The organism is Rhodococcus sp. PvR044, from assembly GCF_040548995.1.
GTDB lineage: Bacteria > Actinomycetota > Actinomycetes > Mycobacteriales > Mycobacteriaceae > Rhodococcus_G > Rhodococcus_G oryzae.
In genome coordinates, this window is sequence record NZ_JBEPSX010000010.1 from 74,105 (window position 1) to 95,779 (window position 21,675).

Annotated in this window: 21 protein-coding genes and 1 pseudogene; 13 read left to right on the forward strand and 9 right to left on the reverse strand. The window is 69.9% G+C overall.

What is annotated here, in order from left to right:
- The first annotated feature begins 72 nt into the window (after positions 1 to 72).
- From ABIC28_RS21275 to ABIC28_RS21285, 3 genes are all read left to right on the forward strand, one after another.
- Positions 73 to 1,017, forward strand: coding sequence for an esterase/lipase family protein (locus ABIC28_RS21275; RefSeq protein ID WP_209927017.1), 945 nt, complete (start codon positions 73 to 75; stop codon positions 1,015 to 1,017).
- A 104-nt stretch (positions 1,018 to 1,121) separates the two neighbouring features.
- A complete protein-coding gene (locus tag ABIC28_RS21280) occupies positions 1,122 to 1,337 on the forward strand; it encodes a hypothetical protein (protein ID WP_245220997.1) in 216 nt (71 codons plus the stop codon).
- Between the two features lie 325 nt (positions 1,338 to 1,662).
- Positions 1,663 to 2,493, forward strand: a complete 831-nt coding sequence (locus tag ABIC28_RS21285) for a shikimate 5-dehydrogenase (RefSeq protein ID WP_354580701.1) — start codon at positions 1,663 to 1,665, stop codon at positions 2,491 to 2,493.
- A gap of 11 nt (positions 2,494 to 2,504) precedes the next feature.
- Here the strand turns inward: ABIC28_RS21285 and ABIC28_RS21290 are convergent, their stop codons facing one another.
- From ABIC28_RS21290 to nagB, 5 genes and pseudogenes are all read right to left on the reverse strand, one after another.
- On the reverse strand, positions 2,505 to 3,368 hold the full coding sequence (locus tag ABIC28_RS21290) for a sulfurtransferase (RefSeq protein WP_354580842.1): 864 nt from the start codon (positions 3,366 to 3,368) through the stop codon (positions 2,505 to 2,507).
- Positions 3,354 to 3,968: pseudogene (locus tag ABIC28_RS21295) on the reverse strand (O-acetyl-ADP-ribose deacetylase); the annotation flags it as partial. The pseudogene ABIC28_RS21295 and the gene ABIC28_RS21290, both read right to left, overlap by 15 nt.
- Complete coding sequence (locus tag ABIC28_RS21300; RefSeq protein ID WP_502945058.1) at positions 3,925 to 5,496, reverse strand: molybdopterin-dependent oxidoreductase; 1,572 nt, start codon at positions 5,494 to 5,496, stop codon at positions 3,925 to 3,927. The gene ABIC28_RS21300 and the pseudogene ABIC28_RS21295, both read right to left, overlap by 44 nt.
- A 102-nt stretch (positions 5,497 to 5,598) precedes the next feature.
- A complete protein-coding gene (locus ABIC28_RS21305; protein ID WP_354580703.1) occupies positions 5,599 to 6,879 on the reverse strand; it encodes a serine hydrolase domain-containing protein in 1,281 nt (426 codons plus the stop codon).
- 91 nt (positions 6,880 to 6,970) lie between these two features.
- The gene (gene nagB / locus ABIC28_RS21310) at positions 6,971 to 7,750 is read right to left on the reverse strand and encodes a glucosamine-6-phosphate deaminase (RefSeq protein WP_354580705.1); all 780 of its coding nucleotides are present in this window, start codon (positions 7,748 to 7,750) and stop codon (positions 6,971 to 6,973) included.
- A 226-nt stretch (positions 7,751 to 7,976) separates the two neighbouring features.
- Here nagB and ABIC28_RS21315 point away from each other — a divergent pair, with 226 nt between their 5' ends.
- The gene (locus tag ABIC28_RS21315; protein ID WP_097213737.1) at positions 7,977 to 8,417 is read left to right on the forward strand and encodes a VOC family protein; all 441 of its coding nucleotides are present in this window, start codon (positions 7,977 to 7,979) and stop codon (positions 8,415 to 8,417) included.
- Between the two features lie 132 nt (positions 8,418 to 8,549).
- Positions 8,550 to 9,800, forward strand: a complete 1,251-nt coding sequence (locus ABIC28_RS21320; protein ID WP_209927026.1) for a benzoate/H(+) symporter BenE family transporter — start codon at positions 8,550 to 8,552, stop codon at positions 9,798 to 9,800.
- Here ABIC28_RS21320 and ABIC28_RS21325 read toward each other — a convergent pair.
- Entirely contained in the window at positions 9,775 to 10,461 is a 687-nt protein-coding gene (locus tag ABIC28_RS21325; RefSeq protein WP_209927027.1) for an alpha/beta fold hydrolase, read from the reverse strand. The two genes, ABIC28_RS21320 and ABIC28_RS21325, sit on opposite strands and share 26 nt — an antisense overlap.
- Before the next feature lie 83 nt (positions 10,462 to 10,544).
- Between ABIC28_RS21325 and ABIC28_RS21330 the strand changes: the two genes are divergently transcribed.
- Together ABIC28_RS21330 and ABIC28_RS21335 are read left to right on the forward strand one after the other, a co-directional pair.
- Positions 10,545 to 10,952 (forward strand): helix-turn-helix transcriptional regulator, encoded by a 408-nt coding sequence (locus tag ABIC28_RS21330; RefSeq protein WP_209927028.1) that lies wholly within the window; start codon positions 10,545 to 10,547, stop codon positions 10,950 to 10,952.
- A gap of 15 nt (positions 10,953 to 10,967) precedes the next feature.
- Positions 10,968 to 11,420 (forward strand): acyl-CoA thioesterase, encoded by a 453-nt coding sequence (locus tag ABIC28_RS21335; RefSeq protein ID WP_097213741.1) that lies wholly within the window; start codon positions 10,968 to 10,970, stop codon positions 11,418 to 11,420.
- A gap of 29 nt (positions 11,421 to 11,449) precedes the next feature.
- Here the strand turns inward: ABIC28_RS21335 and ABIC28_RS21340 are convergent, their stop codons facing one another.
- From ABIC28_RS21340 to ABIC28_RS21350, 3 genes are all read right to left on the reverse strand, one after another.
- Positions 11,450 to 12,067: a TetR/AcrR family transcriptional regulator gene (locus tag ABIC28_RS21340; protein ID WP_209927029.1), complete on the reverse strand. Its 618-nt coding sequence runs from the start codon at positions 12,065 to 12,067 to the stop codon at positions 11,450 to 11,452.
- A 319-nt stretch (positions 12,068 to 12,386) separates the two neighbouring features.
- On the reverse strand, positions 12,387 to 13,418 hold the full coding sequence (locus ABIC28_RS21345) for a phosphotransferase family protein (protein ID WP_209927030.1): 1,032 nt from the start codon (positions 13,416 to 13,418) through the stop codon (positions 12,387 to 12,389).
- A 39-nt stretch (positions 13,419 to 13,457) separates the two neighbouring features.
- Positions 13,458 to 14,693, reverse strand: a complete 1,236-nt coding sequence (locus ABIC28_RS21350) for an acyl-CoA dehydrogenase family protein (protein ID WP_097213744.1) — start codon at positions 14,691 to 14,693, stop codon at positions 13,458 to 13,460.
- A gap of 245 nt (positions 14,694 to 14,938) precedes the next feature.
- On the opposite strand from ABIC28_RS21350, the gene ABIC28_RS21355 reads away from it, so the two are divergent.
- The 6 genes from ABIC28_RS21355 to ABIC28_RS21380 all read left to right on the forward strand — a co-directional run bounded on the left by ABIC28_RS21355 (position 14,939) and on the right by ABIC28_RS21380 (position 21,667).
- Positions 14,939 to 16,324 carry a cytochrome P450 gene (locus ABIC28_RS21355; protein WP_097213776.1) on the forward strand — a complete coding sequence of 462 codons (1,386 nt, stop codon included), beginning with the start codon at positions 14,939 to 14,941 and terminating at the stop codon, positions 16,322 to 16,324.
- 70 nt (positions 16,325 to 16,394) lie between these two features.
- The gene (locus ABIC28_RS21360) at positions 16,395 to 17,804 is read left to right on the forward strand and encodes a cytochrome P450 (protein WP_097213777.1); all 1,410 of its coding nucleotides are present in this window, start codon (positions 16,395 to 16,397) and stop codon (positions 17,802 to 17,804) included.
- A 15-nt stretch (positions 17,805 to 17,819) separates the two neighbouring features.
- Positions 17,820 to 18,188, forward strand: coding sequence for a DoxX family protein (locus ABIC28_RS21365; RefSeq protein ID WP_097213745.1), 369 nt, complete (start codon positions 17,820 to 17,822; stop codon positions 18,186 to 18,188).
- Between the two features lie 149 nt (positions 18,189 to 18,337).
- Positions 18,338 to 19,426: a pyruvate dehydrogenase (acetyl-transferring) E1 component subunit alpha gene (pdhA, locus tag ABIC28_RS21370; protein ID WP_097213746.1), complete on the forward strand. Its 1,089-nt coding sequence runs from the start codon at positions 18,338 to 18,340 to the stop codon at positions 19,424 to 19,426.
- A 5-nt stretch (positions 19,427 to 19,431) separates the two neighbouring features.
- Positions 19,432 to 20,400 (forward strand): alpha-ketoacid dehydrogenase subunit beta, encoded by a 969-nt coding sequence (locus tag ABIC28_RS21375; RefSeq protein WP_209929025.1) that lies wholly within the window; start codon positions 19,432 to 19,434, stop codon positions 20,398 to 20,400.
- Between the two features lie 13 nt (positions 20,401 to 20,413).
- Positions 20,414 to 21,667, forward strand: a complete 1,254-nt coding sequence (locus tag ABIC28_RS21380) for a dihydrolipoamide acetyltransferase family protein (RefSeq protein ID WP_209927034.1) — start codon at positions 20,414 to 20,416, stop codon at positions 21,665 to 21,667.
- The last annotated feature ends 8 nt before the right edge of the window (positions 21,668 to 21,675 follow it).

A 21,675-nucleotide genomic window follows, 5' to 3' on the forward strand; every position in this document is an offset into this window, starting at 1 on the left:
TGCAACCAACCGAGCAATTGCTAGGTTGCTGTGATCCGCAATCACAGTGATCCACACAACAATGGGGGGCACATGTTCCGAGCGTCACGCACCGCGGCCTTCGTCCTGTCGCTGGCCGCGCTGATCTTGCCGTTCGGGGCGGGGGCCGCCCAGGCCGAGCCGCTGCCGGAGAACTACAACTTCTTCGCGGGCATCCCGAACGAGCTGGCCAACCCCGGCGGCTCGCTGCCCGGCGCGAACGACTTCGGATGCAAGCCGACCGCGGAGCATCCGCGACCGGTGGTGCTGGTGCACGGGACGGGCGGCGGGCAGCAGACCAACTGGGGCGCCTATGTCCCGATGCTCAAGAACGCTGGCTTCTGTGTGTTCGCCCTGACCTACGGGGCGATTCCCGGCGCACCCTGGCCGATCTCGGCAATCGGCGGGATGGGCCCGCTCGAGAACAGCGCCGGTGAGTTCAAGACCTTCGTCGACCGGGTGCGCTCCGCCACCGGCGCCCCGACGGTGGACGTCGTCGGCCACTCGCAGGGCACGCTGATCCCGACGTACTACCTCAAGCACCTCGGCGGCGAGGGCACGATCACCAACTACGTCTCGGTCGCGCCGCCGTGGCTGGGCCTGACCACCCTCGGCGTCGACGCGTTGCCCGCCTACGCCAAGCGGTTGGGGGTGCCCGAGACCTCGGTCCCCGTGTGTCAGGGCTGCGGCGAGATGACCGCCGATTCCGAACTGATCAAGAAGATCAACGCCGGTGGCACCCCCTACGTCAAGGGCGTGAACTACACCAACATCTCCACCCGGTACGACGAGGCGATCGCGCTGCCGCAGGGTCAGGTGCAGGGCCCTCCCGGCTACACGGTGAACAACATCGTCGTGCAGGACACCTGCGCGCAGGACTACTCCGAGCACGCCGCCATCGCCGGCTCCAAGCGCGCGGCGTACATGGTGTTCAACGCGCTCGACCCCATGCACCGGCGCGAGGTGCCGTGCATGTTCGTCCCGCCGTTCACCGGCTGAGCGTCCGGCGTCGGTGACCGGTGTCCCGGTCCCCGACAAACGGAAATGCCAGGCCAACCCGCCGAGGTACCGTCGAACCACTGTCCGACGACGATCGGAGCACCATGTCGCTTCCCACGCTCGGCAGGTCGATCGCGATCAGCGGCCTCGTGCTCGCCGGGTTGTTCGGTGCCTGCACGCCTGCGGCGGCTGGTCCGGAGCAGGACAGGTGGGTGAACATCCCGGACACCGCGACCGTCGCTGACGGACTTGCTTGTGGCGGCCGAATCGGAGGCGTCACGGTCGCCACGGACAGTCTCCCCGGGCTGGTCTACGTTTGACTGAACGCGACGTTCGTCGGGATATCGACCACGCCAGGGGCGCTGTGCTCGGTATCGGCAACGCTGCACTGGCGCAACCTGGGAACCGGCGCTGCGGGATCGTGGTCCGCCGAGGTCAGTGGCGGGGTGATCGACTTCCCGGCGGAGCCGTGGACACACCTCGAGACGGGGTCCGGCCGCGTCGAGGTCACCCTGACAACCGATCGTCCGCACCTCCCCAGCGTCACCCAGATCAACGTGTATTGAGTCGGCGAACCTGCGATCGGCGGCCGTGACCTTCCGCCGAGGTGGACCACCGACGGCCGACGGCGATAGCGTCGAGCGGGTGAGCCGAACCATCCGAGACGCCCTGACCAAGGACACCCGCCTGTGCATGTCCCTCGCCGCGCGGCCGTCGAACATCGGCACCCGGTTCCACAACTACCTCTATGAGGAACTGGGCCTTGACTTCGTCTACAAGGCGTTCACCACCACCGACCTGTCTGCCGCCGTCGCGGGCATCCGGGCGCTCGGCATCCGCGGCTGCGGCGTCTCGATGCCGTACAAGGAGGCGTGCATCGAGCACGTCGACGTGATGCACGATTCGGCCGCCGCCATCGCCTCGGTGAACACCATCGTCAATTCCGGCGGTGTGCTGCATGCCTACAACACCGACTACGAGGCGGTCGCGACGCTGCTCGCCGAGCACCGGGTCCCCCCGACGCTCAGCGCCGCGGTCGCGGGCAGCGGCGGGATGGCCAAGGCCGTGGTGGCGGCGCTGCGCGACAACGGGTTCGGCCAGGTGACGGTCATCGCCCGCAACGAGGTCACCGGGCGGGCGCTGGCCGACCAGTACGGCTTCGGCTGGCGAACGGAGCTGGACGAGCTGCGGCCGGGGCTGCTGGTGAACGCCACCCCGATCGGCATGTCGGGCGGGCCGGGGGCCGACGACCTGCCCTTCGACGAGGACGCCGTGCGCGCGGCCGAGGCGGTGTTCGACGTGGTGGCGCTGCCGCCCGACACCCCGCTCGTGCGGACCGCGTCGGCGCTGGGCAAGACCGTCATCACCGGCGCCGAGGTGATCGCGCTACAGGCCGCGGCCCAGTTCGAGCTCTACACCGGGGTGCGTCCCACCCCGGACCAGATCCGCCGGGCCTCCGAGTACTCGAGGTCCTGACCGGGACGGACCTACGGGGTCAGGCCGGTCGCCACGGGACGATCCGGATCGCTGGACCACTGCGACCACGAGCCCGGGTAGAGGGCCGCCTCGATCCCGGCGATGGCCAGCGCGGCGATCTCGTGCGCGGCCGTCACCCCCGAACCGCAGTAGACCGCGACCGGTGCCGAACCGTCGGCGCCCAGCCCGGCGAAGCGTCGGCGCAGCGCCTCGGCGTCCGCGAATCGTCCGGCGGCGTCGAGGTTCTCGGCAGTCGGGGCGCTGCGCGCCCCCGGGATGTGGCCCGCACGCGGATCCACCGGCTCGACCTCGCCGCGGTATCGCTCGGCGGCGCGGGCGTCGAGCAGCACCCCGTCCACCGCGAGTTCCGCGGCCTCGCCCGCCGTCACCGTCGGCAGGTGTCCGGCGGTGAGCTCCACGTTTCCGGCCCGCACCGGTTGACCCGCACCGGATTCCAGGTCGAGCCCCGCCGAAGTCCACGCGGACAGCCCGCCGTCGAGCATCCGGACGTCGGGCACCCCGGCCCAGCGCAGCAGCCACCAGGCGCGAGCGGCGGCGGTGTTCCCGGTGGCGTCGTAGACGACGACGGCGTCGCCGGTGTCGATCCCCCACCGCCTGGCCGCGGACTGCAGGTCGGCGATCTCGGGCAGCGGGTGCCTGCCGTGTTCCGGCGCGGGCGGCGCGGCCAGCTCGGTTTCCAGGTCCACGAACGAGGCGCCGGGAATGTGCCCGTCGTGGAAGTGTTCCCGGCCGTTCGGGTCGCCGAGCGCCCATCGGACGTCGAGCAGTACCGGCGGCCGGGGCGCGCCCAGCCGGGCCGCGAGGTCCTCGGCGGTGACGAGCACCCCGAGTTCGCGCCGCAGCAGTTCGGCCATCGGCTCGCCGAAGGCGACGAAGGTGACGGTCCGCACCGAGGTGCCGGAGCTGCGCACCGCGGCAACCGCCTGGCGCACGGCGTCGGCGTGCGGCCAGCCGTAGCTGCCCGCCGAGATCAGCGGGAAGGCCACCGTCCGCGCGCCCAGCTCGTCGGCCACCTCGAGGCTGCGGGTGTAGGCCGACCGCAACACCGCCGACCGGCCCTCGTCTGCCGAGTACACCGGGCCCACCGTGTGAATCACCCAGCGCGCGGGCAGATCTCCCGCGGTGGTGGCGACGGCGTCGCCCGCGGGCAGCCCGTCCGGCAGCGTGCTCGCGCGCAGCCGTCGACATTCCTCGAGGATGCTCGGGCCGCCGGCCCGGTGGATGGCCCCGTCCACTCCCCCGCCGCCGAGCAGTCCGGAGTTCGCCGCGTTCACGATCGCGTCCGCCTCGACCTTCGTGATGTCCCCGCGAAGCACCTCGATAGCCACCATGGCCACACCGTACCGCCGCCGAGTGTGCAGTTGCCGCCGCAAACCCCCAGGAAGCGCGCCGGCAGCTGCACACTCGGCGTCAGCGCACGGTGATGGTGCGGCTGTGCCAGCCGGTGGCGCCATCGGGGATCGGCTCGGCGCGCTCCTCGGTCTGGACGTTGCCGTCAAGATCCGTGGCACGCACCTGCACGTTGTGCACCCCCGCGGGCGCGTCCCACTGCCAGGACCACTGACGCCAGGTGTCGATGGAGTACTGCGGCGCGAGGGTCGCGGGCTGCCACGGCCCCTCGTCCACCCGCACCTCCACCCTCTCGATGCCCCGGTGCTGCGCCCAGGCGGTGCCCGCGATCGTCACGCTCCCCGCGGGCACCGGCGCGAACGCGGCGGGCACGTCGATCCGGGAGGCCGTCTTGATCGGCGCCCTGTCCCCCCATCCCCGTTTGGTCCAATACGCCTGTGCCCGATCGAATCTGGTGAGCTCCCAGTCGACGACCCACTTGGTGGCCGAGACGAAGCCGTACAGTCCCGGCACCACCTGGCGGACCGGGAACCCGTGCTCGAGCGGGAGCGGCTCGCCGTTCATCGCGATGGCCAGCAGCGCGTCGCGGCCGTCGCGCAGCACCTCGACGGGCGTACCGACGGTGAAGCCGTCGACGCTTTTCGACAACAGCATGTCCGCATCGCGCTGCACCCCGACCTCGTCGAGGAGATCCGCGATCGGGAAGCCGACCCAGGTGGCATTGCCCGCGAGCTCGCCGCCCACCTCGTTCGAGACGCAGGTCAACGTGATCCGGCGCTCGATGGGCGTCCGCCGCAGCAACTCGTCCCAGCCCAGCGTGACCTCGCGGTCCACCATGCCGTGGATGCGCAGGCGCCACTCCTCGGTCGTCAGGCGGGGCACCTGCAGCGCGGTGTCGATGCGGTAGAAGACCGGGTTCGGGGTGATGAACGAGGTCGCGCCGGGGATCTCCAGGTCGACCCCGGGCGGGATGGGCGCCGCCCGGTCCGCGACCACGGGCACCTTCACCCGACGCCTGCTCTCGAGCACCCCGCTCAGCCGCTGGTTCATCTGCCGCCCGGCGACCCCCGCGGCGGCGGCCACCGCGACGGCCACCGACGCGATCACCAGGAACCGGCGCCGTCCCATACCCCGGTCGCTGCCGCGCGAGGGTTCGTCGAGGTGGGCGGTGAGCAGCCGCAACACCACGATGCCGAGGATCACCCCGACCACCGTCGGCACGACATCGGCCCCGCTCGCGCCGGGCCGGTTGTAGGCGGCATATATCCCGACCAGTCCGAGCCCGGCGAGAATCGCGCTGCCGTACGGCCGCGACGGCCGTTCGACGATGCCCGCGATCGCGGCGATCACCGCGATGAGGACCGACATCCCGATGAACAGCGCGGGCTTGTCGTTGGTGCCGAAGGTCGTGATGGCGAACTCCCGGGACCAGGCCGGGCTGCGGTCGACCGTGGTCGATCCGACCGCGAAGAAGGGCGACGATTCCGGGCCGGTCAGCGCCGACAGCAGTTCGCCGACGCCCAGCACCACGCCCGCGGCGATCACCCCCGACACCGCCCGCGCGACCAGCCGCAGCGCCGCGTTCCTGGCGACGGGGCTCCCCTCCGTTGACGTCGAACTCGTTGCCGGCATGCCCGCCTCCGCTCCCTTGCATGGTAGTTCGCAAGGTCTTCGGAGCCGATGGGTCGCGAGGATGGGTCCGTCACCGAAATGGGGCGTTCGAGCGCCCCCGGATCAACGGGTGGGCTCGGTCGACTGGGTCGTCGTCTCCGAAGTCGTCGTCACCGAAGTCGTCGTCACCGCACTCGGCTCGGCCGCGCTCAGCCGATAGACGTGTTCCGGGGAGATGATCTCGGTGATCGCCGTCGCCAACTCGGTGCTCGGCTCGCCGCCCTCGTAGGCGATGTCGGTGTTGGTCATGATGACGAGGGTCGTCTTCTGCTCCGGCAGGTAGACCGTCACGGTCTGGTATCCGGGCAGGCTGCCGTTGTGGCCGATCCAGCCCGCGGCGTTGAACACCCCCAGGCCGTAGCCGACGTCGGGGGGATAACCCGGCGCATTCACCGTCTCGAGCCGCTGCGCCTGGGTTTCCGGCTTGAGCAGGGTGCCGGTCGCGAGCACCGGACCCCAGATGTGCAGATCCTCGAGGGTCGAGATCATCGCGCCTGCCGCCCAGCCCCAGGACGGGTCCCAGTCGGTGGCCGTGGCTTCCTTGCCGTCGGCGGTCTGCACGGTGTAGCCCTGCGCGTGCGGGCTCGGGAACGCGTTGGTGGTGGGGAAGTTCGTCTTCTCCATGCGCAACGGCTGGAGGATCCGCTCGTTGATGTAGTCCTGCAGCGCCAGCCCGCTTTCCTTCTCCACCACGAGTCCCAGCAGCACGTAGTTGGTGTTGCAGTACTGGAATCCCTGGCCGGGCGGGAACGTCGCGGGTTGGGCGAACGCATAGTCCAGCAGTTGCTGCGGGGTGAAGGGCGCCTTGGGATCCGCGAAGAGCGCCTGCTGGAACTCCGGGCTCGCCGAGTAGTTCGCCAGCCCGCTCTGCATGCGGGCCAGCTCCCGGATGGTGATCTGATCGCCTGCGGGGACGCCGTCGATGTACTTCGAGATGGGGTCGTCGAGTCCCACCTTGCCCTCGTCCACCAGCTGCAGGATGGCGGTGGCCGTGAACGTCTTCGTCAGGCTGCCGATCCGGGTGTAGAAGTCGGTCTCCATCGGCGCGTCGGTGGACTTGTCGGCGACGCCGAAGGCCTTGACGTAGTTGCCGTCCGGCCCCCAGATGCCGACTATCGCGCCTGGCACGGACGTCTTGGTCATGGTCGAGTTGATCGCGTCGTCCAGGCGCTGGGCGACGGCGGAATCCATCTCCGCGCTCGGTTCGGCACCAGCTGGCGTGCTGGTGGCCGCCTGCTCCGAGGTCGAATCGTCTGCGCATCCCGCCGCTATGAGCAGGGTGACGGCCGCCGCCGCCAACAACCCCCGCCGCCGATGTGTCCTGGTCACGACCTGTGCTGTCATCGCCGGGTCCCGTCGTCAGACGTGCAGTTGCCTGCAGAACCTACTCCGTACCGGCAGGTCCCACCCCTCGTTTGACCGGAGGACCGTCGTCTCAGAACTGCTGCCAGTCCGGCTTGTGCCGCAGCGCGTACCGGTAGTAATCGGCCAACGCGAACCACTCCGCTGCCGCCTCGTCGACGACCACGGTCGCGTGCCGGTGCAGTTGCAGCACCGACGCCGGGCAGATCGCAGTGAGCGGGCCCTCCACCGCCGCGGCGATGGCGTCCGCCTTGCCCGCCCCGACCACGACCATCACCAGGTGTCTGGCCTCGCCGATGGTGCCGAGGCCCTGGGTCAGCACGTGGAGCGGGACGTCGTCGACGCTGCCGAAGAAGCGGGCGTTGTCGAGTCGGGTCTGCTCGGTCAGCGTCTTGATGCGCGTCCGTGACGTCAACGACGACCCGGGCTCGTTGAAGCCGATGTGTCCGTCGGTGCCGATCCCGAGCAGCTGCACGTCGATACCACCGGCAGCCGCGATGGCGGCGTCGTAGCGGGCGGCCTCCGCGGCCAGGTCCGGTGCCTGCCCGTCGAGGCCGTGCACCCGGTCGGGGTCGAGATTCACCCGATCGACGAATTCGGATCTGATCACGGAAAAATAGGACTGTTCATGGCTTTTCGGGAGCCCGACGTACTCGTCGAGCAGGAACACCCGGGCGGACGAGAAGTCCAACCCGTCGTCGTGGTGCCGCCGGATCAGCTCGCGGTAACTGCCGAGCGGAGACGACCCGGTCGCGAGGCCAAGCGTCGTCGGGCCTCGGCGCACGGAGCGCTCGACGATGTCGGCGACGGTCGAGGCGACTTCGTCTGGCGTGGACCGGATCACGATCTCCATGTCGTTTCCACCCTACCGGCGGCCGCCACCGCCCGTGGGTCGGCTCGATCACTCGGGCGGCACGGCCAGCGACACACACGATACTGGCGCTCGACGCAACCTGTCGTCCCGCACGACTACTCGAAATCCTGGATGACCACAGCTTTGCGGCAAGAACATGTCGAGATCCCGGCCCCGGCTCCGTCCCAGCATCGAATCGGCACACAACAATCGGAGGATGGATCCCATGGCACACGTAAAGCGTTTCGACCACATCGGCATCACCGTCGCGGACCTCGACACGGCAACGGCGTTCTTCGTCGGACTGGGCCTCGAGGTGGAGGGCACCGGATCCGTGGAGGGCGAGTTCGTGGAGACCGTCTGCGGCATCCCCGGCGCGCACTGTCAGATCGCGATGCTGCGGCCGCCCGGCGGAGGGTCCCGGCTGGAGCTCTCGACCTTCGTCACGCCCGACCACGTGCCCGGATCGCCGACGGCGATGGCCAACGAGGTCGGGCTGCGCAACGTGTCCTTCGAGGTCGGCGACCTCCAGGCGGCGGTCGACGCGGTGGCTGCGGACGGGTACGGGCTCATCGGCGGCATCGGCGAGTACGAGAACAGCGTGCGGATGGCCTACGTGCGTGGGCCCGAAGGGATCATCGTGTCCCTGTTCGAGCAGATCGGCTGACGCAAGAAGGCCCGCACCCAGCCGCCCGCCTCGCCGAGTGTGCGGTTGCCGGGGCAAACGCCCAGATAGCGCGACAGCAGCTGCACACTCGGCGGGGGCGCCGCGACCGACCGCGACCGCGGCTGCGGCAAGATGGCGGTCGTGTCACGAACCCTCGAGCCCGATCCGACGGGAGCCGAACAGACGGGGCCCGCGGTCGCGCGCGAACCGGGCCTCTCGCACCCGATCAGCGCGGGCGTTGTCACCGCCCTCGTCGGCTTCACCAGTTCCTTCGCCGTGGTCCTCACCGGCCTGCGCGCGGTCGGCGCGAGTCCGACCGAGGCCGCGTCCGGCCTGATGGCGCTGTGCGTCACCCAGGCGATCGGCATGCTCTGGCTGTCCCGGCACTACCGGATGCCGATCACCCTGGCCTGGTCCACCCCCGGCGCCGCACTGCTGGCCGGAACGGGCCTGGTCGTCGGGGGCTGGCCCGCGGCGGTGGGCGCCTTCATCGTCGTCGGCCTCGCGGTCACCCTCACCGGCCTGTGGCCCCGGCTCGGTCGGCTGATCGCGGCGATCCCCACCCCGCTCGCCCAGGCCATGCTCGCGGGGGTGCTGCTCCCGCTCTGCCTCGCCCCGGTCACCGCCTTCCGCGACTCCCCCGCCGCGGTCGCCCCTGTCGTCCTCGTCTGGCTGGTCCTGCTGCGGTTCTCCCGGCGCTGGGCCGTGCCCGCGGCCTTCGCCGCGGCCGCCGTGGTGATCGCCATCAGCATCGCCTTCGGCAACGGCTCCCTGGACACCTCCGCACTCGCCCCGACGCTCGAGCTCACCGCCCCGCACTGGACGTGGCAGGCGCTGGTGGGCATCGCGGTCCCGCTGTACATCGTGACGATGGCCTCGCAGAACATCCCGGGCACCGCGGTGATGTCGTCCTTCGGGTACCGGGTGCCGTGGAAGTCGGCGATGACCGTTACCGGCATCGGCACCGTGATCGGCGCACCCGCGGGCGGCCACGCGATCAACCTCGCCGCCATCAGCGCCGCCCTGGCCGCCGCGCCCTCCGCGCACCCGGACCCGAAGCGGCGCTGGGTGGCCGCCTTCACCGCGGGCTGCTCCTATCTGGTGCTCGCGCTGTGCTCGGCGGCGCTGGCGACGCTGGTCGTCGCCGCACCGCAGGGCGTGGTCGAGGCCGTCGCGGGCCTGGCACTGCTGGCGACCCTTGGCGGCTCACTGGCGGCGGCGGTGGCCGACGAATCCGACCGGGAGGCGGCGGTACTCACCTTCCTGATCGCCGCGTCGGGCGTCGGCATCCTCGGCATCGGGTCGGCCTTCTGGGCGCTCGTCGCCGGGCTGGTCTTCCGGCTGGTGGTGCGCGGCGTCAGGCCCCGGCCGCGAACTCCTTGAGGAGCTGGCTGAGCGACGCCGGGTCCTGCAGCATCGGCAGGTGCCCCGTGGCCATCTCGCGCCGCCACCGGGTTCCGAGCTCGTCGGCGTACCGGCCCTGCAGCGCCGCCGGGAACTCCTTGTCCGCCGTCGCCACGAGGTAGCCGGTGCGCGTGGGCAGGGTCCGCGCCGAGACGCGATCCCGGTAGAGGCGCTGCGATTCCGGCGCGAAGTCCGCGACGATGCGCGCGATGTCATCCTCGCCGAGACCGGCGCACAGGCCCGAGCGGATCGCCTTCTCCGGCGGCCGGGTGCCCGCGAGCCGCATGATCAGCCCGACGATGTACCGCTGCGGCGCGGGCAGCGCGCCCAGGAACGAGCGGCCCGCCGACGGCACCGAGGCCGCGACGGCGAGCAGCCCGCCGACGCGCTCGGGGGCGAGGGCCGCGACCTCGGTCGCCACCACGCCGCCGATCGAATGCGCCACCACGGTGAACTCACCGTCGGGTGCCTGCGCCAGCACCGCCTCCGCGTAGTCCCGCAGCGTCGCGTCCGCGCGCTTCGGGTATGACGCGACGACCGAGTCGACGGGCAACGAGGCCCGCACCTCGTCCCAGATCCAGGCCGGAAGCCCTGCGCCGCTGAGGAAAACGATCGGTGTCGACTTCGGTTCGGTGTTCATGCGCACTCCTTGAATGTGAGGGTGAACGCAACAGTAGACAGAGAGCCCGACAAGCAGCTGTCGGCTTCTATAACCTCGTCGCCATGGCCTTCTCGAAGTCCACCGACCCGCACCTGACGCTACGGCGGATCGAACGCCAGCACGCGGTGATCGAGTGCCTACGCGCCCGGTCGCCGGAGTTCACGACGGCACGCGCGCTGGCCGACACCGTGCGCGTCACCCCGCGAACCGTCGAGCGCGACATCGCCCGGATGCGCGAGGCAGGCATCCCGATCGAGGTCCGCAACGGGCCAGGCGGCGGGTACGCGATCGACGCCAGGCGGCACGTCGATCCGATCACCCTCACCCCCGGTGAGGCCGCGGCCCTCATCGTCTCGCTGGTCGCGCTGGGGCCCACCGCCACCGACGCCGCCGGTTCGGCGATGACCAAGCTCGTCGATTCGCTGATCCATACGACGCCACCACCGAGGCAACTGTCCCGACACGCCTGATCTAAGGTCGCCACCATGACCTCCGCCCAATCCGAGCCCACCGCCGCCGACTACCCCGTGCTGTGGCCTGTACCCACCCGCTGGGCGGACAACGACCACTACGGCCACGTCAACAACGTCACCTACTACTCGTACTTCGACACCGCGGTGAACGGCTGGCTGATGTCGGCGGTCGGCGTCGACATCCGCGACCTGCCCGCGATCGGCGTCGTCGCCGAGACCTCGTGCAGGTACCACAGCGAGCTGAGCTTCCCGGACCAGCTGCAGGTCGGACTGTCGGTGGCCCGGCTCGGCGCGCGCAGCATCGTCTACGCGCTCGCGATCTTCCGGGTCGGCGAGCGCGGCGCGCTCGATCTCGCCGCCACGGGACGCTTCGTGCACGTCTACATCGACGCGCAGACCCGGAAACCGGTGGCGATTCCCGAGGAGATCCGCGACGCGGTGAGCCAATTGACCCCGCCGTCCTGAGCCGGGAACTCCCTGCTCAGGTCGGATGATCAGGCGGTCGGTGCCACCGCTCGTTGCAGCTGTTCGGCAAAGTGGACGAAGGAGCCGACCATGTCGACCTCGTCGTCGACCAGCCACTGGTTTTCCAGCCCCTCCACGGCGGCGACCAGCAAAAAGGTGGTCATCCGTGGGTCGACGTCGTGGCGCACCGAGCCCGCCTCGATGCCGCGGCGGAGTGACGATTCGACCAGCGATTGCAGGAACTTCTGCCGGCCGATGACCCACTCGCGGGCGGGGTGTTCCGATCCCGTCGCCTCGGCGGCCGTGAGGTGCGCGAGCTGAACGAGGTCACGATTCTGGACGTTGTGGCGCACGATCCGGATGAGGAAGGCGATCAGCTCGGCGAAGTCCATCTCGGACAGGGTCTCGGGATCCGTGCCCGTCGCGTGCAGATCCTGCACGTCCCGGTCGGCGAGCACCGCCATCAGCAGCGCCGCCTTGGTGGGGAAGTGGTGCAGCAGTCCGGGCTGGGAGATCCCGGCCTCGGCCGCGATCTTCGCCAGGGAACTGCCCCGATAGCCGTGAACCGCGAAGTGCGCCAAGGCGATCTCGAGGATCCGCGCACGCGACAACTTGCCCGAGCGTTCCGCGGAGTCAGTGGTGGCCATGGCGGTGAAGCGTAGTCGCCCCGATCTCGACGCCCCCGAAACGCCGAACGCCCCGCTCTCGGGAAGCGGGGCATTCGATCAGGTCGGAGTATTCACGTCGTGGTCGAGGGCTTCGACGAGCCCGACGTGAGACCGCCCGTGAGGCCGCCGAGCACCGAGATCAGCTGGCTCAGAATGTTGTCCATGTTGTTCCCTTCAGTGTGATTTTTGCCACCGTGTTCCGGCTCACAAAGAAGTGTGCACGCCGATCCCGGATCCGTCTAGCGGATTGATGGTTTCTTTTACAAGATTCTTTTGGTCACGATTTGCATACGATTAGCTACCGGAGGCCGGCCTTGCGCGCGATCTCCATCGCCTGGGCCACGATGTCGTCGATCAACTTCGTCGACGGTGCTCCCACTGCGGCCGTGTTCCGTGGATCCTCCATCGTCCGCCGGAGCACCCCCTCGGCGATGATCGAGATCTTCCACAGGGCCAGTGCGTGCCAGAACCCGAGCGCGGCCGGATCCCTGCCGGTCTCCTGCATGTAGGCCTTCGTCAGCTCTTCCCTGGTCGGGAAGCCCTCCAGCGTCGACGCCGCGAAAGGACCGGGAACCTCGTCCTCCGCCTGCGCCCAATATGCCAGCAGCGCACCGACATCCGCGAGCGGGTCACCGAGCGTGCACAGTTCCCAGTCCACGACGGCGACCACCCTGCCGTCGTCGCGGGCGGTGATCACGTTGCTCAGGTGGAAGTCGCCGTGCACCAGGGTCAGCTCGGTCTGCGCGGGGATGGACCGGGTGAGCAGCGCCGCCAGCTCGTCGATCGCCGGGATGTCGCGGGTCTTCGACTTCTCCCACTGCCCCGACCAGCGCCGGAGCTGGCGCTCCGCGTAGGGCGAGTGGCTCGCGAGATCGTCGAGGCCGGACAGTTCGAGGTCGACGGCGTGAATGCTGGCCAACGCCTTCGGCATCGACAGCCCGGTTGCCCGTCGACGTTCCGGCGTCAGCTGCTTGGCCACCCCGATGCTGTCGATCACCACACCGTCGACGTAGTTCATCAGCATCAGCGGCGCGTCGGTGATCGCCGGGTCCTCGGTCAGGCCCAGCACCTTCGGCACCGGCACCCCGGTCCCCTGCAGGGCCGACAGGATCCGGTACTCCCGGGCCACGTCGTGCGCGGACGCCAACAGGTGCCCCAGCGGCGGCCTGCGCAACACCCACTGGCCACCCCCCGAGTCGGACACCAGATAGGTCAGGTTCGACTGGCCGTTGCCGATCCGTTTGAACTCGAGCGGCGCGACGGCACCGACCCCCATGTCGGCGATCCAGTTCGACACCGCCTCTTCGTCGAGTCCTACGGCGTTGCTCATCGGGTTCCCTTCCTGTCACGGACTGTGGTGCGGTGTCTGTCATTTCGCGGCGGCGACGGCTTCTTCGGCTGCGAGCCGGTACGGCCGCAGCTCCTGGCGCGCGATGGTCATTTTGTGTACCTCGTCGGGGCCGTCGGCGAGCCGCAGGGCGCGCAGGTGCGCGTACATCATTGCCAGCGGGAAGTCGTCGGACACCCCGCCGCCGCCGTGCACCTGGATGGCTCGGTCGACGATCTTGAGCGCCATCTGCGGGGCAGCCACCTTGATGGCGGCGATCTCGGTGCGCGCCTCCTTGTTGCCGACCGTGTCCATCAACCAGGCGGCCTTGAGGGTCAGCAGCCGGGCCATCTCGATCTCGATGCGCGCCTCGGCGATCCAGTCCTGGATGTTGGCGCGCGCGCTCAGCGGACGACCGAAGGTGACCCGGGTCGACGCCCGCAGGCACATCAGTTCCAGCGCCCGCTCCGCCATCCCGACCGCGCGCATGCAGTGGTGGATGCGCCCCGGTCCGAGCCGGGCCTGGCTGATCATGAATCCCGCACCGGCACCGGCCAACACGTCGGCATCGGGGACCCGGACGTTCTCGAACAGCACCTCGGCGTGGCCCTCGCGGTCCTGGTAGCCGAACACCGGCAGCCCGCGCACCACCGTGATCCCGGGGGCGTCGATCGGCACCACCATCATCGACTGCTGGCTGTAGACGGGCCCGGTGGGATCGGTCTTGCCCATCACGATCAGCACCCGGCAGTTGGCGTGCAACGCATTCGAGGTCCACCACTTGCGCCCGTTGAGCACCCACTCGTCGCCGTCGCGGGCCATGGTCATCTGGATGTTGGTCGCGTCCGAACTGGCGACGTCGGGCTCGGTCATGGCGAACGCGGAGCGGATGGTGCCCTCCAGCAGCGGCCGCAGCCAGCGCTCTTTGTGCTCGTCGGTGCCGAAGAGCGTGAGAACCTCCATGTTCCCGGTGTCCGGGGCGGAGCAGTTGCACGCCTCGGACGCGAGGTGGCTCCGTCCCATGATCTCGGCCAGCGGCGCGTACTCCGAGTTGGTCAGCCCCGGCCCGTACCCGGGATGCGGGTGAAAGAGGTTCCACAACCCCCGCGACCGCGCCTCGACCTTGAGTTCCTCGATGATCGGCGGCTGGAAGTGCGGGTCTCCCGACTCGCGCATCTGCTGCTCGTACACCGCCTCGGCCGGGTAGATCCGCTCGTCCATGAAGGCCAGGAGCTTGTCGCGGTACTCCTGACAGCGTTCGGTGGGTGCGAAATCCATCTGCTTCCCTCTCCCTGGATCAGCGTGCCCGTGACGGCCGCGACCGCGGCGGAATTACCCAAGCAGCGATGCTAGTTCGCGGATGCCGTTACCACCTGCGGACGCGGATATCGCCGCCGAGCCGCAACAAATCGGGGCCGATTCGATTTCGCCAGACCACGAAACGTGATCCGGGGCGAGCGCCGATGGGCGACAAATACCCCCGAAGTGCGCGAGAATCAGTCATGGCTCGTCCGCTTCCGGCGATGACCACCGACACGCTGCCGCACCCACCGCATCGGCTACCGGTGCTGGGCGACGTGCTCTCCGGCGACGCCGCCCGTCCCGCGCAGCGGCTGGCCGAGCTCGCCGGGTTCCTCGGCCCCATCTACGAGACCAAGATCTTCAATCGACACCTCACGGTCGTCTCGGGGCCCGCGGCGTACGCGGAGCTCGGTGACGAGAAAAGGTTCGGCAAGCACGTCGGCTTCGCCTTCGCGGCCTCCCGCGAGTTCCTAGGCGACGCGCTGCCCACCGCGTACAGCGACGAACCCAACTGGGCGCGAGCGCACAACATCCTGATGCCCGCCTTCACCCTCTCCGCGATGCGCGGCTACCACGACATCATGCTCGAGACCGTCGGCGAACTCCTTGCCCACTGGGACACCCTGGCCGACTGGGACACCACCGTCGACGTGCACACCGACACCAGCAAGCTGACGCTCGAGACGATCGGCCGCATCGGATTCGGCTATCACTTCGATTCGTTCACTCGCAGCGAGCCCGACCCCTTCGCCGTCGCGGTGGCGCGCATGTTCGCCTATATCGGGCGCGCCGGGTTCCGCATCCCGGTGCACTGGCTGGAGAACGCGGTCCACGGCAAGGACATCAGGCAGAACGCCCGCGATGTCGACTACGTCCGGCACGTGGTCGACGACATCATCCGCGAGCGCCGCCGCCACCCGGACGGTCAGCCCGACGACCTGCTGGCGCTGATGCTCGGCACCGCGGACCCCGAGAGCGGGCAGCGTCTCGAGGACGAGAACATTCGCAATCAGGTGATCAGCTTCCTCAGCGCCGGCCACGAGACCACCTCCGGCACACTCTCGTTCGCGCTGCATCTGCTCGCGACCCACCCCGAGATCGCGGATCGGGCCCGGGCCGAGGTCTCCTCGCTGTGGCCGGCGGGCACGGAGCCGGACCCGGTGTTCGCCGACATCCACAAGCTCAAGTACGTGCGCCGGGTCGTCGACGAGACGCTGCGCCTGTGGCCGATCGCCCCCGGCTACTTCCGGGAACCGAAACAGGACACCACCCTCGGCGGCCACGCGGTCCGGAAGGGCCAGGCCCTGCTGGCGCTCACCCTGCGCGTGCAGCGGGACCCGGTGTGGGGCCCGAACCCGCTGGCCTTCGATCCGGACCGATTCCTCCCCGAGCGCGCCCGCACCCGCCCGACCGGCATCTACAAGCCCTTCGGCACGGGCATGCGCTCGTGCATCGGACGCCAGCTCGCCCTGCACGAGTCCACACTGGCGCTCGCGCTGATCCTGCATCGCTACGAGCTCGCTCCCGTTCCCGGCTACCAGCTGGAGGTCGCGGAGGAGTTCACGCTCAAGCCCGTCGGCCTGCGGCTGGGTCTGCGGCGACGCTGACGAACCCGAAGTCGACGAACCCCCGCGGTTGGGCGCGTTCCGCCGCCCGCGGGCGCGCCGGCACGCCAAGATGGAGCCCATGGCAGTCCTCACGGTCGATCGTCCGTCGATGCCCCACCCGCCGCGGCGGATCCCCCTGCTCGGGGACCTGCTCGACGTCGATGTCACCAAGCCGACGCAGAACGCGATGGCCTGCGCGCGGCGCCTCGGCCCGATCTACCAGCGCAAGATCTTCAACTACGTGTTCACCTTCGTCTCCGGCGTGGACCTGGCCACCGAGCTCAACGACGAGAGCCGGTTCCAGAAGCACGTCGGCGTCGCGCTGCGGAACCTGCGGCCGATCGGGAACGACGGGCTGTTCACCGCCTACAACTCCGAACCGAACTGGTCGAAGGCCCACAACATCCTGATGCCCGCCTTCACCCAGTCCGCGATGCGCAGCTACCACCAGACCATGCTCGACACCGTGCGTGAGCTGATCGTGCACTGGGACGAGCGCTGCGACTCCACACCGGTCGAGGTCACCCCGGACATGACCAAGGTGACGCTCGAGACGATCGGCCGTACCGGCTTCGGATACGAGTTCGGCTCCTTCGACCGAGCCGAGCAGGACCCGTTCGTCGGGGCGATGATCCGCTCACTGAGGTTCGCGCAGAAGGCCTCGTTCACCATCCCGATCCCGATCCTGGACCGGGCGATCAAGCGCACGGCGATCCGCAGGAACCAGGCCGACCTGGCCTACATGGCCGAGGTGGTCGACGAGGTGATCCGCTCGCGCCGCGCGAACCCCGAGGAGCACCGCGACGACCTGCTCGGTCTGATGCTCTCCGCCGAGGATCCCGAGTCCGGCGAGCGTCTCGACGACGAGAACGTCCGCGACCAGGTGATCACCTTCCTCATCGCCGGTCACGAGACCTCCTCGGGCGCCCTGTCGTTCGCGTTGTACTACTTGGCGAACAACCCGGAGATCGCCGAGCGCGCCCGCGCCGAGATCTACTCGATGTGGCCACAGGGCACCGACCCCGATCCGGTGTTCGAGCAGATCCCGAAGCTGCGCTACGTGCGGCGAGTCCTCGACGAGACACTGCGACTGTGGCCGACCGCGCCCGGCTACATGCGCGAGGCCCGCGAGGACACCGTGCTGGGCGGCCGCTATCCGATGAAGGCGGGTGACGCCGCGTTCGTGCTGTTGCCGCAGCTGCACCGGGACCCCGTCTGGGGCGACGACCCGGACTCGTTCGACCCGGACCGGTTCCTGCCCGCGAACGTCCGCACCCGCCCCGGCCACGTCTACAAGCCGTTCGGCACCGGTATCCGCTCCTGCATCGGCAGGCAATTCGCGATCCACGAGATCGTGATGGCCCTGGCACTGCTGCTGCACCGCTACGACCTCGAGCCCGAGCCCGACTACGAGCTCGACGTCACCGAGTTGCTCACCCTCAAGCCGGAGGGGTTCCGGCTGCGCCTGCACCGCCGCTGACAGCGAAGGACACCCATGGAGATCCTCACCATCGTCTGCACCGTCCTTCTCGCCGTCGCCGCGCTCGGCGCGGGGGTGCCCAAGGTGATGCTGCGGGGGCCGGCCTGGACGGCGCTGCGCAGGCGCGGGCTGAGCGCCGCGCGGGTCCGATTCATCGGCGCGGCGGAGCTCGCGGGCGCGGCCGGGCTGATGGTGGGCCTGTACTGGTGGCCGGTCGGGATCGCCGCCGCCGTCGGCCTGCTCGTCCTGTTCGGGTCCGCGGTCGCCTTTCACATCAGGTACGGCGACTTCGGCAACCCCGATTCCGGCAATAACGCCTGGACGGCATTCGCACTGGCAAATCTCTCGGTGATCGTGATCGCCACCCTGCTCGTGACGAACTGATCGTCCATGCAGGTCAGAACGGTGTTGACGGCTCGACGACCGGCTCACTTGCGCCCCGCCGCCAAAGGTGGATGCTGAGAAGTAAGGACACATCGAGCGCCGCCGAGGTCTCACGAGGACCGCCCCGGCACAGCAGCGAGGAGGGTCCGGTGTCCGAGAAAATCGACTATCCGGTCCAACTCATCCAGCCCGACGGGGCCCGGGTACACGGAGCCGGCTACGCGGGCGAGGTCACCGACATCGGCCCCGCGGAGCTGGGCGGCCTGTACGAGGACATGGTGGTGCTGCGCCGCGTGGACGCGGAGGCCACCGCCCTGCAGCGCCAGGGACAGCTGGGGATCTGGGCACCCAGCCTCGGTCAGGAGGCGTCCCAGATCGGGTCCGCGCGGGCCCTCGCACCGGACGACTACGTCTTCACCAGCTACCGCGAGCACGGCCTCGCGTACTGCCGCGGCGTGCCACCCGCGCAGTGGCCCCCGCTGTGGCGCGGCGTGGCGCTGTCGAACTGGGATCCCGCCGAGTACAACCTGACGAACCCGGCCATCGTCGTCGGCTCACAGGGTCTGCACGCCACCGGCTACGCGATGGCCGCCCATATGGACGGCGCCGAGATCGCGGTCATGGCGTACTTCGGCGACGGCGCCACCAGCCAGGGCGACCTGTCGGAGGCGCTGGGGTTCGCCGCGAGCTGGGGCGCGGGTGTGGTCTTCTTCTGCCAGAACAATCACTGGGCGATCAGCGAACCCGTTCAACTGCAGAGCCCGTTCCCGCTCGTGGCCCGGCCCCGCGGGTTCGGGATCCCGGGGATCGCGGTGGACGGCAACGACGTCCTCGCCGTCCTCGCGGTGACGCGCACCGCCGTGCGGCGCGCGCGTGAGGGAGGCGGACCGACCTTCATCGAGGCCATCACCTACCGGATGGGCCCACACACCACCTCCGACGACCCGACCCGCTACCGGACCGGCGCGGAGATCGAGCACTGGCGCGCCCGCGACCCCATCGACCGGCTCCGCCGGCTGCTGCTGCGCGAGGGCGCGATGGACGAGGAGTTCACCCGCGGGGTCGATACCAAGGCCGCCGCGGCGGCCGAGGCCCTGCGGGCGGGCGCCCTCGCCCTGCCCGACCCGGCCCCGCTGACGGTCTTCGATCACGTGTACTCCGACCCGCATCCGCTGATCGACGAGGAACGCGAACAGTTCTCGGCGTACCTGGACACCCTCGAGGAGGCGCAGCCGTGACCACGATGGCGCTGGGCGCCGCGCTGAACGCCGGGCTGCGCAGGGCCCTCGAACGCGACCCGAAGGTGCTGCTGATGGGCGAGGACATCGGCAAGCTCGGCGGCGTCTTCCGGGTCACCGACACGCTGCAGAAGGACTTCGGCGCCGCCCGCGTGATCGACACCCCGCTCGCCGAATCCGGCATCATCGGGACCGCGTTCGGGATGGCGCTGCGCGGCTACCGGCCGGTGTGCGAGATCCAGTTCGACGGGTTCGTCTACCCGGCCTTCGACCAGATCGTGTCCCAGGTCGCCAGGATCCACTTCCGCACCGGGGGCCGGGTGCGGGCGCCGCTGACGATCCGGGTGCCGTTCGGCGGCGGAATCGGTGCGGTGGAGCATCATTCGGAGTCCCCGGAGGCGCATTTCGCGCACACACCCGGCCTCCGCGTTGTCACCCCGTCCACCCCGGACGACGCCTTCCACATGATCATGCAGGCCATCGCCTCGGACGATCCGGTGGTGTTCTTCGAACCCAAGCGCCGGTACTGGGACAAGGGCGAGGTGGACCTCGACGCACCCGCCGCGCTCGAGCTGCACCAGGCCCGAGTCGCGGCCCCCGGCACCGACGTCACCCTTGTCGCGTACGGGGCGATGGTGGCCACCGCGCTGTCGGCGGCCGAGATCGCCCGGCAGGAGCGGCATTCGATCGAGGTGATCGATCTGCGCTCGCTATCCCCGATCGACTTCGACACCGTCGAGGCCTCCGTCCGCAAGACCGGGCGGCTGGTCGTCGCGCACGAAGCCCCGGTGTTCCTCGGGCTCGGGTCGGAGATCGCCGCCCGGATCACGGAGCGGTGCTTCTACCAGCTCGAGGCGCCGGTCGCCCGGGTCGGCGGTTTCGCGACGCCCTACCCGCCCGCCAGATTGGAGCGGTACTACCTCCCCGACCCAGACCGCATCCTCGACGCGGTCGACCAGACGCTCGCCGCATGAAGGGACATCCGCCGTGCACCCAGCGAACGAGTTCCGGCTGCCCGACCTCGGCGAGGGCCTGACGGACGCGGAACTGGTCCGCTGGTCGGTCGCGGTGGGTGACACCGTCGAACTCGATCAGGTGATCGCGGAGGTGGAGACGGCAAAGGCGTTGGTGGAGTTGCCCTCCCCCTTCGCCGGGACGGTGTTGGCCCTGCTCGCCGAACCCGGCACCATCGTCGAGGTCGGGGCGCCGCTGATCCGGATCGGCGAACCCGGCGCGGACGACTCCCCCGGCGGAGCGGCGCCGCGCGCCGCGGAAGCACCGGACCATCCGGCCACGCTGGTGGGGTACGGACCGACCGCCGCGCCCGCGAGCCGGAGGCGAAGGCGAAGGGCCATACCCGCCCCCGGGTCCCCGGACCTCGAACGCGCGCGGCCCGACGCGAAGCCCTCCGCGCGCAGGCTGGCCCACGAGCTCGGCATCGACCTGAGCGACGTGCAGGGCACCGGGTTCGGCGGGGCGATCACACCCGAGGACGTTCGCGCACACGATGTTCCACGAGAAACGGCTCCGCCCGAGGAAGCACCCGCACATCGCGAGACCCGCACCCCGATCCGTGGTGTGCGGCGGCGGACCGCGGACGCGGTGACCCGGAGCGCGTTCACCGCCCCGCACGTCACCGAGTTCGTCACGGTCGACGTGAGCGCGACGATGGACCTGGTCGATCGCCTGCGCGCGAGTCCCGCCTTCGCCGGCCTCGAGCCGACCCCGCTGACCCTGGTGGCCAAGGTCCTGCTGGTGGCGCTGCGCGAGCACCCCTCTCTCAACTCGAGCTGGGACGAGGAGCACCAGGAGATCGTCACCAAGCACTACGTCAATCTCGGGATAGCGACCGCCACCTCGCGCGGACTGCTGGTGCCGTCGGTCAAGGACGCGCACCTGATGAGCCTGCTCGAGCTCACCCGGGCGATCCACCAGCTCGTCGAGACCGCCCGCGCCGGCCGCTGCACCCCCGCCGACCTGTCCGGCGGCACCATCACGATCACCAACGTCGGGGTGTTCGGCGTGGACACCGGAACCCCGATCCTGAGCCCGGGCGAGGCGGCCATCCTGTGCCTCGGCGCGATCGCGCCGCGGCCGTGGGTGGTCGACGGCGAACTCGCCGTCCGCTCGGTCACCACCCTGGGGCTGTCCTTCGATCACCGCCTGGTCGACGGTGAGCAGGGCTCGCGCTTCCTCGCCGACATCGCCGCGACACTGACCGATCCACTCACCCTGCTCTGACAGGGCCG